The sequence below is a fragment of the Phaeobacter sp. BS52 genome (genome assembly GCF_045040595.1).
Classification (GTDB): domain Bacteria; phylum Pseudomonadota; class Alphaproteobacteria; order Rhodobacterales; family Rhodobacteraceae; genus Phaeobacter; species Phaeobacter piscinae.
The window spans coordinates 1,866,053-1,880,616 of sequence record NZ_CP090662.1 but is presented as its reverse complement, the minus strand read 5'-3'; the positions used below and the strand labels follow the sequence as shown (position 1 = coordinate 1,880,616).

13 protein-coding genes, 1 tRNA gene, 3 pseudogenes and 1 riboswitch are annotated in these 14,564 nt (G+C 61.2%); of the genes and pseudogenes, 8 read left to right on the top strand and 9 right to left on the bottom strand.

All coding sequences use genetic code 11. The features are described 5' to 3' along the window. The 4 genes from L0Z65_RS09140 to L0Z65_RS09125 all read left to right on the top strand — a co-directional run bounded on the left by L0Z65_RS09140 (window position 1) and on the right by L0Z65_RS09125 (window position 2,493). Complete coding sequence (locus L0Z65_RS09140; protein ID WP_014874001.1) at window positions 1-552, top strand: 6,7-dimethyl-8-ribityllumazine synthase; 552 nt, start codon at window positions 1-3, stop codon at window positions 550-552. Then, entirely contained in the window at window positions 549-1,040 is a 492-nt protein-coding gene (gene nusB, locus L0Z65_RS09135; protein WP_040180865.1) for a transcription antitermination factor NusB, read from the top strand. Before L0Z65_RS09140 ends, nusB begins: the two co-directional genes overlap by 4 nt. A 235-nt stretch (window positions 1,041-1,275) precedes the next feature. After that, a complete protein-coding gene (locus L0Z65_RS09130; protein WP_102897401.1) occupies window positions 1,276-1,605 on the top strand; it encodes a hypothetical protein in 330 nt (109 codons plus the stop codon). A gap of 432 nt (window positions 1,606-2,037) precedes the next feature. Further along, window positions 2,038-2,493 (top strand): MmcB family DNA repair protein, encoded by a 456-nt coding sequence (locus L0Z65_RS09125; RefSeq protein WP_102897400.1) that lies wholly within the window; start codon window positions 2,038-2,040, stop codon window positions 2,491-2,493. A gap of 20 nt (window positions 2,494-2,513) precedes the next feature. Here the strand turns inward: L0Z65_RS09125 and L0Z65_RS09120 are convergent, their stop codons facing one another. Then, on the bottom strand, window positions 2,514-2,702 hold the full coding sequence (locus tag L0Z65_RS09120; protein WP_014874005.1) for a DUF6324 family protein: 189 nt from the start codon (window positions 2,700-2,702) through the stop codon (window positions 2,514-2,516). A 217-nt stretch (window positions 2,703-2,919) separates the two neighbouring features. Between L0Z65_RS09120 and L0Z65_RS09115 the strand changes: the two genes are divergently transcribed. Next, window positions 2,920-2,996, top strand: a tRNA-His gene (locus L0Z65_RS09115). A 140-nt stretch (window positions 2,997-3,136) separates the two neighbouring features. On the opposite strand, the gene L0Z65_RS09110 is transcribed toward L0Z65_RS09115, so the two are convergent. Next, the gene (locus L0Z65_RS09110) at window positions 3,137-3,451 is read right to left on the bottom strand and encodes a DUF6476 family protein (protein ID WP_040180863.1); all 315 of its coding nucleotides are present in this window, start codon (window positions 3,449-3,451) and stop codon (window positions 3,137-3,139) included. Between L0Z65_RS09110 and L0Z65_RS09105 the strand changes: the two are divergent. From L0Z65_RS09105 to L0Z65_RS09095, 3 genes and pseudogenes are all read left to right on the top strand, one after another. Then, a pseudogene (locus tag L0Z65_RS09105) lies at window positions 3,450-4,515 on the top strand (RluA family pseudouridine synthase). The gene L0Z65_RS09110 and the pseudogene L0Z65_RS09105 overlap by 2 nt on opposite strands. 193 nt (window positions 4,516-4,708) lie before the next feature. Further along, a complete protein-coding gene (gene rpoH, locus L0Z65_RS09100) occupies window positions 4,709-5,605 on the top strand; it encodes an RNA polymerase sigma factor RpoH (RefSeq protein ID WP_014874008.1) in 897 nt (298 codons plus the stop codon). 261 nt (window positions 5,606-5,866) lie between these two features. Further along, window positions 5,867-7,807 carry a methyl-accepting chemotaxis protein gene (locus L0Z65_RS09095; RefSeq protein ID WP_405106963.1) on the top strand — a complete coding sequence of 647 codons (1,941 nt, stop codon included), beginning with the start codon at window positions 5,867-5,869 and terminating at the stop codon, window positions 7,805-7,807. A gap of 280 nt (window positions 7,808-8,087) precedes the next feature. Here L0Z65_RS09095 and L0Z65_RS09090 read toward each other — a convergent pair whose 3' ends face one another. The 7 genes and pseudogenes from L0Z65_RS09090 to thiC all read right to left on the bottom strand — a co-directional run bounded on the left by L0Z65_RS09090 (window position 8,088) and on the right by thiC (window position 14,183). Further along, on the bottom strand, window positions 8,088-8,885 hold the full coding sequence (locus L0Z65_RS09090) for a hydroxymethylpyrimidine/phosphomethylpyrimidine kinase (RefSeq protein ID WP_405106960.1): 798 nt from the start codon (window positions 8,883-8,885) through the stop codon (window positions 8,088-8,090). After that, the gene (locus tag L0Z65_RS09085; protein WP_405106957.1) at window positions 8,882-9,871 is read right to left on the bottom strand and encodes a ThiF family adenylyltransferase; all 990 of its coding nucleotides are present in this window, start codon (window positions 9,869-9,871) and stop codon (window positions 8,882-8,884) included. Before L0Z65_RS09085 ends, L0Z65_RS09090 begins: the two co-directional genes overlap by 4 nt. Beyond that, window positions 9,847-10,440 (bottom strand): thiamine phosphate synthase, encoded by a 594-nt coding sequence (locus tag L0Z65_RS09080; RefSeq protein ID WP_405106954.1) that lies wholly within the window; start codon window positions 10,438-10,440, stop codon window positions 9,847-9,849. The genes L0Z65_RS09085 and L0Z65_RS09080 overlap by 25 nt, the downstream gene beginning before the upstream one ends. A 23-nt stretch (window positions 10,441-10,463) precedes the next feature. After that, window positions 10,464-11,233: pseudogene (locus tag L0Z65_RS09075) on the bottom strand (thiazole synthase). 3 nt (window positions 11,234-11,236) lie between these two features. Continuing rightward, complete coding sequence (thiS, locus tag L0Z65_RS09070) at window positions 11,237-11,434, bottom strand: sulfur carrier protein ThiS (RefSeq protein WP_040174277.1); 198 nt, start codon at window positions 11,432-11,434, stop codon at window positions 11,237-11,239. Further along, on the bottom strand, window positions 11,403-12,377 hold the full coding sequence (locus tag L0Z65_RS09065; RefSeq protein WP_405106951.1) for an FAD-dependent oxidoreductase: 975 nt from the start codon (window positions 12,375-12,377) through the stop codon (window positions 11,403-11,405). The genes thiS and L0Z65_RS09065 overlap by 32 nt, the downstream gene beginning before the upstream one ends. Continuing rightward, window positions 12,374-14,183 (bottom strand): annotated as a pseudogene (gene thiC / locus L0Z65_RS09060) (phosphomethylpyrimidine synthase ThiC). The gene L0Z65_RS09065 and the pseudogene thiC overlap by 4 nt, the downstream one beginning before the upstream one ends. Before the next feature lie 122 nt (window positions 14,184-14,305). Continuing rightward, window positions 14,306-14,435: riboswitch (TPP riboswitch) on the bottom strand. Window positions 14,436-14,564: the final 129 nt, after the last annotated feature.

The window sequence follows — 14,564 nt, the reverse complement described above, 5'->3', positions numbered from 1 at the left end:
ATGGCTGCACATGAAACCCACTACACGCTGGACCGCCCGACCTTTGACAAGCCGGTGAAGCTGCTGATTGTCGTCGCCCCTTATTACAAGGACATCGCCGACAATCTGGTCGCCGGGGCGCAGGCGGAGATTGAGGCCGCGGGCGGCACCTGCGAGCTGATCGAGGTGCCCGGCGCGTTGGAAGTGCCGACGGCCATCGCAATCGCCGATCGCAGCTCAAACTTTGATGGCTATGTGGCGCTGGGCTGTGTGATCCGGGGCGAAACCACCCATTATGAAACCGTTTGCAATGACAGCAGCCGGGCAATTCAGCTGATGGGTTTGCAGGGGCTGTGCATCGGCAATGGCATCCTGACCGTGGAAAATCGCAAGCAGGCAGAGGTCCGGGCAGATACCAAGGATCAGAACAAGGGGGGCGGCGCTGCCGCTGCGGCCTTGCATCTGATCGCGCTGACGCGTAAATGGGGCGCCCAAACCAAGGGAGTCGGCTTCAAGGCCCCTTCCGAGGCCATCAGACTGGCCGACTCAGATAATGGACCCACCACCGCATGACCACCTCGGACAGCCAGGGCGCCGCTCGCAAGGGCAGTGACAAGCACAAGATGAAATCAGCGTCCCGGCTTTATGCCGTGCAGGCGCTGTTTCAGATGGAACATAGCAATCTGACCTTTGACAAGGTCATTGTCGAATTCGAAGACCACCGGTTTGGTGCAGTCTATGACGGCGATGAAATGGCTGAGGGCGACTCCAAGAGCTTTCGCAAGCTGATTGAGGGCGCGGTCAACGAACAGGCCAAGATTGACCAGATGACCGACCGTGCGCTGGTGGCCAAATGGCCGATTGCCCGGATTGATCCCACGCTGCGCGCCTTGTTCCGTGCCGCTGGCGCTGAGTTTCTGACGGGTAAAACCCCGCCCAAGGTGGTGATCAACGAGTTCGTCGATATCGCACGCGCCTTCTTCCCGGAAGGGAAAGAGCCGAAGTTTGTGAACGCCGTGCTGGACCACATGGCCCGCGAGGCAGCGCCCGAGGCCTTTTGAGGCCCGCTTGGCAGGCGGCGTCCCTTGGTAACGGGATGCAAAAAGACAGGTGAAGATAGAGCGTCATGTGAAGACAATTGGAAAGCGTGCCCCAGTGGCGCGCTTTTTTGATTCTGCTTCCGAAGGCGAGTGTCAAAGACCGGGCGACATGCGTCAAATTCCGCCGATCCGCCATTTGCCGCTGGACGCCCCAGCAAAGAATGCTACCGTTTTTCCTGTAGCAGGAGGGCGTTTTATGCCGAAGCTGGTGAGACTCTATATTCAGAATGTGGTGATTGGCTTTGCCATCGCCGGGGCCTTTGTCGGGATGCTGTTGTGGCTCAATGTAATGAACCTTTGGCATCTGGTCAGCACATCGGACAGCGGGTTGCTGGCGGTTGCGCTCCTGTGGTTCATGAACGGGATCGTCTTTGCTGGGGTGCAGTTCGGCTATGCGGTGATGTCGCTCGCAGGGAAGGACGATGGCCCGCGGGGCGGAATGCGCATCACGCCGGATGTGAAACGTGAGATGATCCCGGTGCGGGTCCCCGCCGAGAAAGCCTCCAGACAGCTGCCGCGTCGCTGACCCTTAGTCCGCAGTGCGATGTGGCTTGGGCACACTTGCCCCCAATCGACCAGCCGTGCCTCTCTCAGGCGCGGCTTTTCTTTTGTCAGATCGAATTGTGGTGGAATGCGGCGGGACCACCAGTCAACCGTGCGGTTTTGATTCCCGAGGACCTGTATGTACAGGTGGGCGCCAGGTAAAAGGACCAGGGTCCGAACAGAGCCAGCTCCCTCGGAATTGCTTAAGGCCACTGGAATGCTACCTGTCACGAGAAGGGCAGAACCCGCCTCCGCTCTAACTAGGGGGCGGGCAGGGGGGAGACAAGGGGGTGGCCCAAGTCTTTTCGTGCCGTTGGTCAACGCAGGGCACTCAGCGCCGCTGACAGGGCGTGATCAGACGATTGGTCCATGGCGTGGACTTGCTATTTGTTCATGAATTGTTCACATTGCCGCCATGGTACAGGATCTTGCCCCCGGTCAGCGTCTTGCGCGCGGCGTGGCGCGTCACATGGCGACGCTTGGCTTTGTCACAGTTGAGGAATTCGTCCCTGCGCGCGGTCTTCGGGTTGATGTTATGGCGCTTGGCCCGAAGGGTGAGCTATGGGTGGTGGAGTGCAAGTCCAGCCGCGCCGATTTCCAGTCCGACAGCAAATGGCAGGGCTATCTGGAGTGGTGCGACCGTTATTTCTGGGCCGTGGATCTGGCGTTTCCGAATGAGCTGTTGCCGGATGACAGCGGGCTGATCATTGCAGATGACTACGACGCAGAGATTGTCCGCATGGCGCCGGAGCAGAAGCTGCCCGCCGCCAGACGCAAAAAGCTGATCCAGAAATTCGCGATGGATGCGGCCAGTCGCCTGCATCGGTTGCGTGATCCCCAGCCGGGTGCGGCTGGGACCTGGAGTGTCTGAGGGCCGGTTCGGTCCCGAGATCAGGTGTTGAGGCTGCGCGCGGCCTGAGCGGCTGCCATGATCTCTTCGGCGATTTCATTGGCCTCTTCCGGGTCGAAATCCATCGGGATCTCGATGCCATCGGCTTCGATGAAAATGCGCACCATGCCAGCATCGGTGGGGCCGATCTGCATATTGGCTTCGATGTCACGCTCGGTATTGATGCTCATGCGGCACTCCTGTCGTCGGGCTTGCGTTAGCTGGTTCTGCTAGCTTGCCAGCAGTCTAAAGGCAAGAACCCGCCGCCGCCAGACGGGGTATGTCAGACGGGGTATGTCTGGGTGCGCGCGACCCGTCCCATTGGCGGCACATCTCTGCACATTGAGGGTAAAAACTTGCGGCTTTCCTCTTGCGCTCTCATCGCCCCTGTATTAAATCGCCCTCAGTGCCGCCTTAGCTCAGTAGGTTAGAGCGCCTGATTGTGGATCAGGAGGTCCCCCGTTCGAGCCGGGGAGGTGGTACCACTCTTCACCCCAAGAAAATCGCGGCCTAGACAGAAACCGGCTTCAGGCTATGCTGCGTTGGTTTTATCTTTATCCTGTGAATTCAACGCTCTCTCAAGCCTGTGAGGCTCTGTCTGCCGACTTGTGACCGCCGCCTTGCGTCAGTTTTCGGCAGGCTGGATCTTCAACCGCTGCTCGACCGCGCCGCTCAGATTGTTCAGGATCAGGATTTCATCCTCATCTGTCACCACCGCAATCCAGCCGTCGCCAAAGGTCACGGCGCGGGCACTGACGCCAGTCGGCAGGGAGACAGTTTCCGGCAGGTTTGGACCGGATGCAGACAAACGGATGACAAGCAGGGTCAGAACCACTAAGAACCCGCAAATCATGATCACCGTCAATGTGGTCACCATCCGCCGCAGGAACACCAGCTGGGGCGGTTCACTTTGATTATCTGTTTCAGAAGGATGTGTCATGGCCCGCCGCCGGATCGAGTTTGTCATCGCGGAAAATCCGCCTAAACGGCTTGATAAAGCGGTTTCGCGTGATGTGCCAGAGGAAGCCACCCTGTCCCGCACCCGACTGGCTAGGCCTGATTGAGGCTGGGCAGGTGCAGGTGGACGGTGTGGTCGTGACCGACCCCAAGGCCAAGGCGGAGGCTGACGCGCTGATCGAGATCACCGTGGAGGAGGCCGAGGACAGCCACATAGGCCCCGAGGATATCCCGCTTGAGGTCATCTATGAAGACGACGATCTGATTGTCATCAACAAACCCGCAGGCATGGTCGTGCATCCGGCGCCTGGCACACCCTCCGGCACCTTGGTCAACGCTTTGTTGCATCACTGCGGCGACAACCTTTCCGGCGTGGGCGGTGTCAAACGTCCCGGCATTGTTCATCGCATCGATAAGGAGACCAGCGGTCTGTTGGTGGTGGCCAAATCCGACGTCGCACATCAGGGGCTGGCGGCGCAGTTTGAGAAACACACAGTGGAACGCTACTACCGCGCCATTTGCTACGGTGTGCCTGACGCCAACGATCCACGGCTGCGCGGTGTAAAAGGCACCAGTTTCGAGCCGGGCAATATCCTGAAGCTGACCACCCAGTTGGCCCGTCACAAGACCGACCGGCAGCGGCAGGCGGTTCTGTTTCAGGGCGGCCGTCATGCCATTACCCGCGCGCGCATCGTCGATGCCTTTGGCACACCGCCAGTTGTCGCCTTGATCGAATGCTGGCTGGAAACCGGGCGCACCCATCAGATTCGCGTGCATATGGCGCATGCAGGCCACGGGCTGGTTGGGGATCCTGTTTATGGCGGTAAGCGCAAGCTGGCGGCAAAATCGCTGCCGGAAGACACCGCCGTTGCCATCCAGACCTTCCCGCGTCAGGCGCTGCATGCGGCGGTTCTGGGGTTCATCCACCCGGTCACAGGCGACGCCATGCGGTTTGAGGCGCCCTTGCCGGAAGATATGGCGCATTTGCTGCAAAAGCTGGGAACCGCTGCAGCGCATAATACGGCCTCTTGGTTGGTAAGCTGCTGAATTATAGAGGGGATTATACGCGCATTCGGTGTGGATGCGCGGCTCCTTTGTGTGCAAATCCCTGTGAACTTCGTCACAGACCGCTTTTCTTACGATTCCTATAAGAGATAAACTTGGCAACTCTTGAACGGGGCTATGCGTTAACCCATATGACAAGATGTTAAGTCCTTATACATTGGGAGGGACACAAAGAATGGCGAATTATGCAAACCTGCCCGCACCAACACCCGAAGGCGGGCTGAATCGGTACCTTCAGGAAATCCGCAAGTTCCCGCTGCTGGAACCGGAAGAGGAATACATGCTGGCCAAGCGCTGGGTGGAAGAGCAGGACAGTGCCTCTGCCCATAAGATGGTGACGTCGCACCTGCGTCTGGCGGCAAAAATTGCGATGGGATATCGCGGTTACGGCCTGCCGCAGGCCGAAGTGATCTCTGAAGCCAATGTCGGCCTGATGCAGGCGGTCAAACGGTTCGACCCCGAGAAGGGCTTTCGCCTTGCGACCTATGCCATGTGGTGGATCCGCGCCTCAATTCAGGAGTATATCCTGCGCTCCTGGTCGCTGGTGAAGCTGGGCACAACCTCGGCGCAGAAAAAGCTGTTCTTCAACCTGCGCAAGGCCAAGGCCCGTATCGGTGCACTTGAAGAGGGCGATCTGCACCCGGACAGCGTCAAGAAAATCGCCACTGATCTCGGAGTGACCGAGACCGAGGTGATCTCCATGAACCGGCGTATGTCCGGTGGGGACGCGTCTCTCAATGCCACTGTTGGCAGTGAGGGCGAGGGCACCATGCAGTGGCAGGACTGGCTGGAAGATGAAGACGCAGATCAGGCCGGTGACTATGAGGCACGCGATGAACTTGAGGCCCGGCGTGAACTTCTGGCAAGCGCGCTTGAGGTGTTGAATGATCGCGAGAAGGATATTCTGACTCAGCGCCGTCTGGCCGATCAGGCTAAGACGCTGGAGGATCTCAGCACGCAATATGGCGTCAGCCGCGAGCGGATCCGCCAGATCGAGGTGCGCGCCTTTGAAAAGCTGCAGAAGAAGATGCGCGAACTGGCGTCCGAGAAGGGCATGTTGTCAGTCCAGTGACGCCAGCAGATCTGCGTTGCAAATGTGATGAAACGGCCCCGCTTTGGGGCCGTTTTTCATCGCTTGGCAGGGGATCGCGGATTCGCTGTTACACCGGGCAGGGCCTTAGCCTTGGTGGGTTTCAAACGCCTTAAGAAAACAGATCGAAACTCTACGTAATAATGTTGCGAAACGGGCAATTGAAGGCATTGACCTAACGCTTTGTTAGGGGGCAGCGGCATAGTGTCGAGGGATGTAATTCCTCAAAGGACCAAGTGACCGATGCCGTCCATATTCTTTCGTCTTCCCATCCGTATCTACGCAGTGGTGGCGATGGCGCTCGCACTTTCCGTGCTGTTGACCGTTCTGCTGCTGTCGCGCGCGGTCGATAATGCCTATGCCATGCGTGACCGTGAACTAAACAACATCATTGACACGTCCATCAGCCTGCTTGCCGATCTTGAGGCTCAGGTGCAGTCGGGTGACCTTACCGCCGATGAGGCGCGCGCGCAGGGGCGTGAAGTGATTGAAAAAATCCGCTTCGAGACGTCCGGGTATCTCTTTGCCTTCGACCAGGACCTGGTTGTGCGGGCGCATCCGATGGTGCCCGATTGGGTGGGCACCGACCGGTCCGGTTTCGAAGACGTGAAGGGCATGAAGGTTTTCCAGGAACTCGGCAAGGTTGCCGCCAGCGACGGTGCTGGATCTGTCCGCTATTGGTTCCAGAAACCAGGGCAGACCACGCCAGAACAGAAAATCGGCTATGTGCAGGCGTTTGAACCCTGGGGCTGGATCATCGGCACGGGATCTTATGTGTCTGACATTCAGGCGGACCTCGCGCAGATGCGGATCGAATCGATGATCACCCTTGGCGTGAGCCTGGTTCTGCTGATGATTGCTTCGACCGTCCTGTTGCGCAGTGTTACGGGGCCGATCAATGGGCTGAAGGCGCGGATGGCCTCCATGGCAGAGGGCGAAACCCATGCGGATGTTCCCTACACGCAGGCCCGCAGCGAAATCGGCGAAATGGCCCGCACGCTGGAAGCGTTCCGCGAGAAACTGGAGCAGCAGGAGGAGATGAAAGGCCATCAACAGGCCCGCGATGCGGAGCGTGCTGATGTGGTGCAGGTTATCTCCAGTCGCTTGGCGACGCTGTCACAGGGAGATCTGACCGTTCGCATCAATGAAAACCTGCCGGAGGATTACGCCCAGCTGCAGCGTGATTTCAACCGCACGGCGGAAACCCTTGGCTCCACGGTCACCCAGGTGATTGACACAGCCGAGAGCATTCGCAGTGGCGCAAATGAAATCAGCCAGGCCTCTGACGATCTGTCCAACCGCACCGAAAGCCAGGCCGCCACGCTGGAGGAAACCGCCGCCGCTCTGGATGAGATGACGGCCAGCGTGAAATCCGCCGCCGAAGGCGCGCGCAGCGTCGAAAGCATCATGCAGGAGGCCAAACAGGAGGCCGAAACCAGCGGCGAAGTGGTCCAGAGCGCAGTTTCTGCCATGACCGAGATCGAACAATCCTCAAGCCATATCTCGCAGATCATCAGTGTGATTGATGACATCGCCTTTCAGACCAACCTCCTGGCGCTCAATGCCGGGGTGGAAGCCGCACGTGCTGGCGAGGCGGGCAAGGGCTTTGCCGTGGTCGCCAGCGAGGTGCGGGCCCTGGCGCAGCGCTCCTCGGATGCCGCGATGGAAATCAAGACCCTGATCGGCGACAGCACCAAACAGGTGGAGCGTGGCGTGGATCTGGTTGGCAAAACCGGCGATGCGCTTCAGGGCATTGTCGAGCGGGTCAGCCATATCTCGCAACTGGTGTCCGGCATCGCAACCGGGGCCAGCGAGCAATCTACCGGCCTGCATGAGATCAACACCGGCGTGACCCAGCTGGATCAGGTCACCCAGCAGAATGCCGCCATGGTTGAAGAGGCCACCGCCGCCGGTCACATGTTGAATGCGGATGCCAGCAAACTGGCCGACCTGGTTGCCCATTTCCGTGTCGCAGCAGGCGGCGGGCAGACGGCGGCCCCAGCCCGCAAACCCGCAGCGGCCCCGGCGCCAACCCGGAGCCCGGTTGCACCGCAGGATGCCACCCCCAGTGCCCCCAGTGCTCATGGCGATGATTGGGATCTTGAGGCTGTCACACCGCAGCCAGCCCCCGCAGCCGCAAGCACCAGCGGCAATGCCGCCAAGGACATCTGGCAGGATTTCTGATCCCGCCAAAAGCCGCCAACCCCAATTCCAAGCCAAGTGAGGTCAGCTCAGGCTCGGAATTAGGCCGATTAGAAAAACACCGCGCCGGATCAGTTCGGCGCGGTGTTTCCGTGCCGCTGGTTCCGGCTGATGTGTCCGTCGGCAGTGAATGGCGCTGTCCAAGCCGCAAGAGCAAGCCGAGGCAAAGACGCGCGAGATGGTACGCAACCAGGGTGCGGTTCCACGGCGCTCCGAAAGCGAGATCTGGCAGCGCTGGTCTGTCTGGTCTGAGCGGGGCGGTTCAGGCCGCGCCTTCCTTCAGACATTCATGCACATAATCGCCGGCATGGGCGCAGGCCTGTTCCAACCTCCGACCCGCCATCAGCTGTACGGCAATTGCCGTCGCGAGGGTGCAGCCGGTGCCACGCCTGCTGCGTGGCAGCCGTGGTCTGTCGTAGCGCACATGCGTGTCGCCAAAAAAGAGCTGGTCAACCGCCATGGCCCCGCCTCCGTGTCCGCCTTTGATCAGCACCGCATCGGCGCCCGCCTGCTGCAACTCACGGGCCTGCTGCAACTGGCGGGCCTGCAATGAGATGCCGGATGCCTCAGGCCTGTCGGGGTGCCGGTTGCTGGCGGAGGGGGCAAGCTGAGCGGCCTCTTGCAGATTAGGGGTGATGAGAGTGGCGCGCGCAATCAGCGGTTTGAGGTCTGCGGCCTGCATCAACTGGCCACCGGAACTGCTGCGCAGCACGGGATCCAGCACAACCGGGCATGTTTCGGGCACGGAGTGGACCAGCGCCTTGGCGATGACTTCGGCGGCCATTGCGCTGCCGACCATACCGATTTTTACTGCAGAAATCGGCCCGGTCGCGGCGGCGGCGCGTATCTGGCTTTGGATGGTCTCGGGCCGTGTCGGCTGGATCTCCTCCAGCGCCGTATCCGTCTGGACTGTGATCGCCGTCACCACCGGCCGCAACGCGGGCGTTCGCTGTGCAAATGGCGGCAGCAGCTGCGCCATTGCAGTGGCCGCGGCGATGTCTCGGGTCAATCCCGCACCGCCGCTGCTGTCGGTTCCAGCGATGATCAGAAGCGCGCTCATCCGCGCCGACCCGCAGCCAGCAGGACAATTTCTCCGGCGAACTCCGGGGCAATCTCAGCCGCCATGCGCCAAGCGCGCAGGCCACTGTGACAGGCCAGCACCACGCGGCGATCACGGGGCAGATCGCTTGCACGCAAGGCCTCCGGCAGGATACGAACGGCAGCGCGGACGGCGGGTGTCGGGGCTTCTTGTTCGGGGCGCAACTCAACCACGTAATCCTCATCGGTGATCGCGTTCCGTCCGATGAAGGGGACGGGGCGGGATGGCTCCTCTGCAGTGCTGAAATCAAAACCACCCATCTGCAGCCCTGCGAAGTCCATGCTGAAGAGGCGCCCGCGCGGGGTCGGCTGGTGGTTGAGCAACAGTTTCAGCGCCAACTGTGCTTGCCAGGCGCCAATCACGCCGACAACCGGCCCCATAATGCCGGAACTGGCGCAGGTGGCGGCACTGCTGGGCGGGTCAGGGAAGACCGCGCGCAGCGACGGGCCGCCGCCGCAGAACACGCCGACATAGCCCGATTGTGCCAGCGCCGAAGCAGAGATCAAATCTCGTCCCAGCCGCTGGCAACAATCTGACAACGTATATGACACCGCGTGGCTGTCGGCGGCATCAATCACCAGATCCACCGGTGTCACCGCAGCTGTGACATTGTCGGGGGTGAGATCTCGCGCATGGGGATGCAGGCGCAATTCGGGCGCCATGGCGCGCAGCCTTTCGCGGGCGGCGTCAACTTTGTAGCGGCCGATATCTGCGGGCGTATACAGGGGTTGGCGCGGCAGGTTCGTGGCCTCCACACTGTCGCCATCCATCACCGTGATTTCACCCAGTCCAGCCCCGGCGAGATATTGCAGGACGGGGCTGCCCAGCCCGCCAGCCCCGACCACCAGAACATGGGCGGCTGCGAGCTTTGCCTGTCCTTCCGCCCCCACCTCGGGCAGGGCAATCTGACGGTCAAAGCGACTCATGTGGCACAGGCCTTGATCCATTCGCGGGTGCGCGCCTCCGGATCAGGGGCCTGCTGGATATCGGTGACCACCGCGGCGCTGTCTGCGCCCGCAGCAAAGACACCGGGCAGGCGTTCGGGCGTCAGCCCGCCAATGGCGACCAGAGGTGTGTCGCCCGCCATTTCCTTCCAGCGCCGCAGGCGATCCAAGCCTTGTGGCGCCCATTTCATCTTCTTCAGCAGAGTTTCATACACTGGGCCAAGGGCAATATAATCCGGCTCAAACGCGAAGGCGCGCTCCAGTTCCGCCTCATCATGGGTCGACAGGCCAAACCGTACGCCCTTGCGACGCAGCGCGGCAAAATCGGCGCTGTCCATGTCATCCTGCCCCAGATGGACAAATCCGCAATTCAGGTCCAGCGCGGCCTGCCAATGGTCATTGACCACCAGCTGTGCGCCATGCACCGCACAGAAATCCCGCGCCCGCGCGATCTGGCGGCGGAGCTCCTGCTCTGGCAGATCCTTCAGCCGCAGCTGCACCAGTCGGACCCCATGCGGCACCAGCAGTTCCAGTTGGCTGACATGGCCAACGATCAGGTAAAAACGCTCCATTGTCGTCTCCAAATTGAGGGGGCTCAGCTCAGCGCGGCGAGGCCAAGAACAGGGGTGGAGGGTACGGCCATATCGCGGCGTTCCATCGGGTCAGCCAGATACCCTCCACGGCTAAGCCTCAATCGCGAGTGCGATGGCACGGGCCATGCTAAGCAGGGTCTCCGGCCTTTGCCACTGCCGTATTCAGCAGCACCGCATCCATTCCCAGTTCCATTGCCTGAGTGGCATCAGAGGGGCGGCCGATGCCCGCATCGACGATCAAAGGAACATCGGGAAAATGCGCCCGCATTGCGCGCAGCGCATCGGGGTTGCGCAGGCCCTGACCGGATCCAATCGGCGCGCCCCAGGGCATCAACACCTCGCAGCCTGCCTCCAGCAGCTTTTCACCCACCACCAGATCATCGGTCGTGTAGGGAAACACCTGAAACCCGTCATCAGACAGCACGCGCGCGGCCTCCACCAGCGCAAACACATCGGGCTGCAGCGTGTCGGAATGGCCGATCACCTCCAGTTTGATCCACGGGGTGTCAAACAGTTCGCGCGCCATATGGGCGGTGGTCACGGCCTCCTGCACAGAATGGCACCCGGCTGTGTTGGGTAGGATGCGACAGTTCAATGTCCGCAGCTGATCCCAAAACCCGGCGCCGGTGCCCTCCGCCGTTTCCCGTCGCAGCGACACCGTGATGATTTCGCTGGCGCTGCTTTTGATTGCCGCGTTCAGAACGCTGGGTGAGGGGTATTGCGCGGTCCCCAACAACAGGCGTGAGGTGATGTCCTGACCATAGAGTTGCATGGTTCAGCCCCCTTGCATCGGCGTGAGGATCTCCAGCCGATCCCCCTCCGCCAGTTGAGTTTTGGGGCGGGCAGCGCGGGCCACGAAGTGTCCGTTGACGGCGGTTGCAACTGCGGACTGGGCATAGCCTAGCTGGTGCAGCGCCTCGTCGAGAGTGCCCGCGCGGACCTCATGCGGTTTGGCGTTGACGGTGATTTTCATCCTGTGTCTCCGGTCTCAGGCGGTTTGCCACATACTGCGCCATGGCGGGCGCCAGCAGAAATCCGTGGCGGTACAGCCCATTGAGGAAAAGCGTCCCGCCGTCCTGATGAAGGCGGGGCAGATTATCGGGGAAGGCGGGGCGCAGACCTGCGCCGGTTTCCACCACGCTGGCCTCGGCAAACCCGGGGTGCAGGGTGAAGGCGGCGTTCAGCAACTCACTGAGCGAGCGCAGGGAAATTGCGCGCGTCGATGTGCTCTCAATCATCGTGCCGCCGATCATGAACAGGCTGTCGCCCCGCGGCACCAGGTAGAGCGGCATTCGCGGATGGAGCAGCCGAAGCGTGCGACTGATCTTCACCTCCGGGCAATGCAGGATCGCCATCTCGCCGCGCACAGGGCGCAGATCTGGCAGTTGCCCTGCCGCGGCGATGCCCCTGCAATCCAGATCAACAGAGCCGGGGGCATCCGTGCCAAGGTAGATTTCCGCCCCCAGCGCGGCGGCCGCAGCGGCCAGATCCCGGATGGCGCGACGCGGATCCAGGTGCGCCTCCTGTTCGAAGAACAAACCTTGCGCAAAGCGCCCTGTGAGGGCTGGTTCCAGTGCCGCGATCTCTGCCCCGTCAACCCCCCGATAGCCGGTCGTGCGACGGGCAAAGCGGGTCAGCTCTGCCCGGTCGCGGGCAGGCGCCACCACCAGCGTGCCGCGCCTGTGGACGGTTGTGACCTTGGCCCACCAGTCGATGGCGCGGCCACCGAGGGTGATCACCTCCTCCTCGGCGCTTTCGCGTTCACACCAGGGTGCCAGCATGCCGCCTGCATAGCGCGAGACACTGCCCGCGCCGATCTCTGTCGCGCGCTCATAGACCCGCACCGCAGCCCCGCGCTGCGCCAGTTCATAGGCGCAGGCGAGGCCCGCGAGGCCTGCACCTGCGATGGTGATCATTCCGCCGGTTCCGCAGCCTCGGGCGCTGGCACATAGAGTTCGCCGCCTTCGCGAAACTTGGCGGCCATCGCCTCCATGCCTTCCTTCTGCGCCTCGGCGCGGATGTCGTGGCTGATCCGCATTGAGCAGAACTTCGGACCGCACATTGAACAGAAATGCGCCACTTTATGGGCCTGCTTGGGCAGGGTCTGGTCGTGGAACTCGCGCGCAGTATCCGGATCCAGCGACAGGTTGAACTGATCCTCCCAGCGGAACTCGAACCGCGCGCGACTGAGGGCATCGTCACGGCGCTGCGCCCCCGGCAGACCCTTGGCGAGGTCGGCTGCATGGGCGGCGATCTTATAGGTGATCACGCCGGTTTTCACGTCGTCGCGATCCGGCAGGCCAAGGTGTTCCTTGGGCGTCACGTAGCAGAGCATCGCACAGCCGAACCAGCCGATCATCGCCGCCCCGATACCGCTGGTGATGTGGTCATAGCCCGGTGCAATGTCGGTGGTCAGCGGCCCCAGCGTGTAGAACGGTGCCTCGTGGCAGCACTCCAGCTGCTTGTCCATATTCTCCTTGATCTTGTGCATGGCAACATGGCCCGGCCCTTCGATCATCACCTGGCAATCCTTGGCCCAGGCGATCTTGGTCAACTCGCCCAAGGTTTCGAGCTCGGCAAACTGCGCCTCGTCATTGGCGTCTGCGATGGAGCCGGGGCGCAAGCCATCGCCCAGCGAGAAGGAGACGTCATACTGGCGGCAGATGTCGCAGATGTCCTCGAAATGTTCATAAAGGAAGCTCTCCTTGTGGTGATGCAGGCACCACTTGGCCATGATCGAGCCGCCGCGCGACACGATGCCGGTCACGCGCTCCACGGTCATTGGCACCATATGCAGCCGCACGCCGGCATGGATGGTGAAATAGTCGACGCCTTGTTCAGCCTGTTCGATCAGCGTGTCGCGGAACACGTCCCAGGTCAGATCCTCAGCGATGCCGTTCACCTTCTCCAGCGCCTGATAGATCGGCACGGTGCCGATCGGGACTGGGGAATTGCGCACAATCCATTCGCGGGTGTTGTGGATGTTGCGCCCCGTCGACAGGTCCATCACCGTATCCGCACCCCAGCGGATCGCCCAGACCAGTTTGTCCACTTCCTCCTCCATCGAGGAGGTGACCGCGGAGGTGCCCATATTGGCGTTGATCTTCACCAGGAAATTGCGACCGATGACCATCGGTTCAATCTCGGGGTGGTTGATGTTTGCGGGGATGATGGCGCGGCTAGCGGCGATCTCATCGCGGACAAACTCCGGCGTTACGTAATCGGGGATATTGGCACCAAAGTCGTTGCCATCGCGGTGGCAGGGCGAGAGCTCGCGCAGCTGGTTTTCGCGGATGGCAACATATTCCATCTCCGGTGTGATGATGCTCGGCACGGGCATAGGCCAGCTGGGTTGGTGCCTTGCCGTCCTTGCCGCGCAGGGGGGCAGGCTTCACCGGGAATCCCGGCGTCAGACGGTCACCCTCGACGAACCCGTTGTCCTCAGGCTTCACATCGCGGCCTTGATAGTTTTCGACGTCGCCGCGTGCCTCTATCCACTGACGGCGCAACTGCGGCAGGCCCTCGCGGATATCGGTCAGCACATCGGGGTCGGTGTAAGGGCCGGAACTGTCATAGACCGGCAATGGCGCCTCGCCAGCGGTGGGGTGGGTGGCGATTTCGCGCATGGGCACGCGGATGTCCGGATGGACTTCGCCGCTGACATAGATCTTGCGCGAGGCAGGCAATGCGCCTGTGGTGATCTTGGGATTGGGGACGTTCATTTTGGTGCTCCTCGAAGCCTAGACTTGGAAAAGACACCAGATGAGGTTTGGCTCGGGAAACAGAGGGCGTAGCGCCCCCTTGTTCAGTCATCGCAAGACGTCCGGGAGTGTACAAGTCCCGCAACCATGCGCGCCTAGCTTCCTACGCCAGTATCAACTGGGTCAGGTTCAAAGGGTCGCGCCGCCGGTTCGGGAATGCCCCGCACCTAAACGCCTCTCAGTCCCCTTGGCGGGACTCCCCTGCGTGCTTTAGGGGTAGGGGAGATATGGTCTCTCCGTCAATGTATTATTTTATAGATTATTATTATCTTTAAGTAACAATGATATGTGATGTTATTAGCTGGGGGTTGGAGTGAATTCGCCGCAGCGCAGCTTTGCACT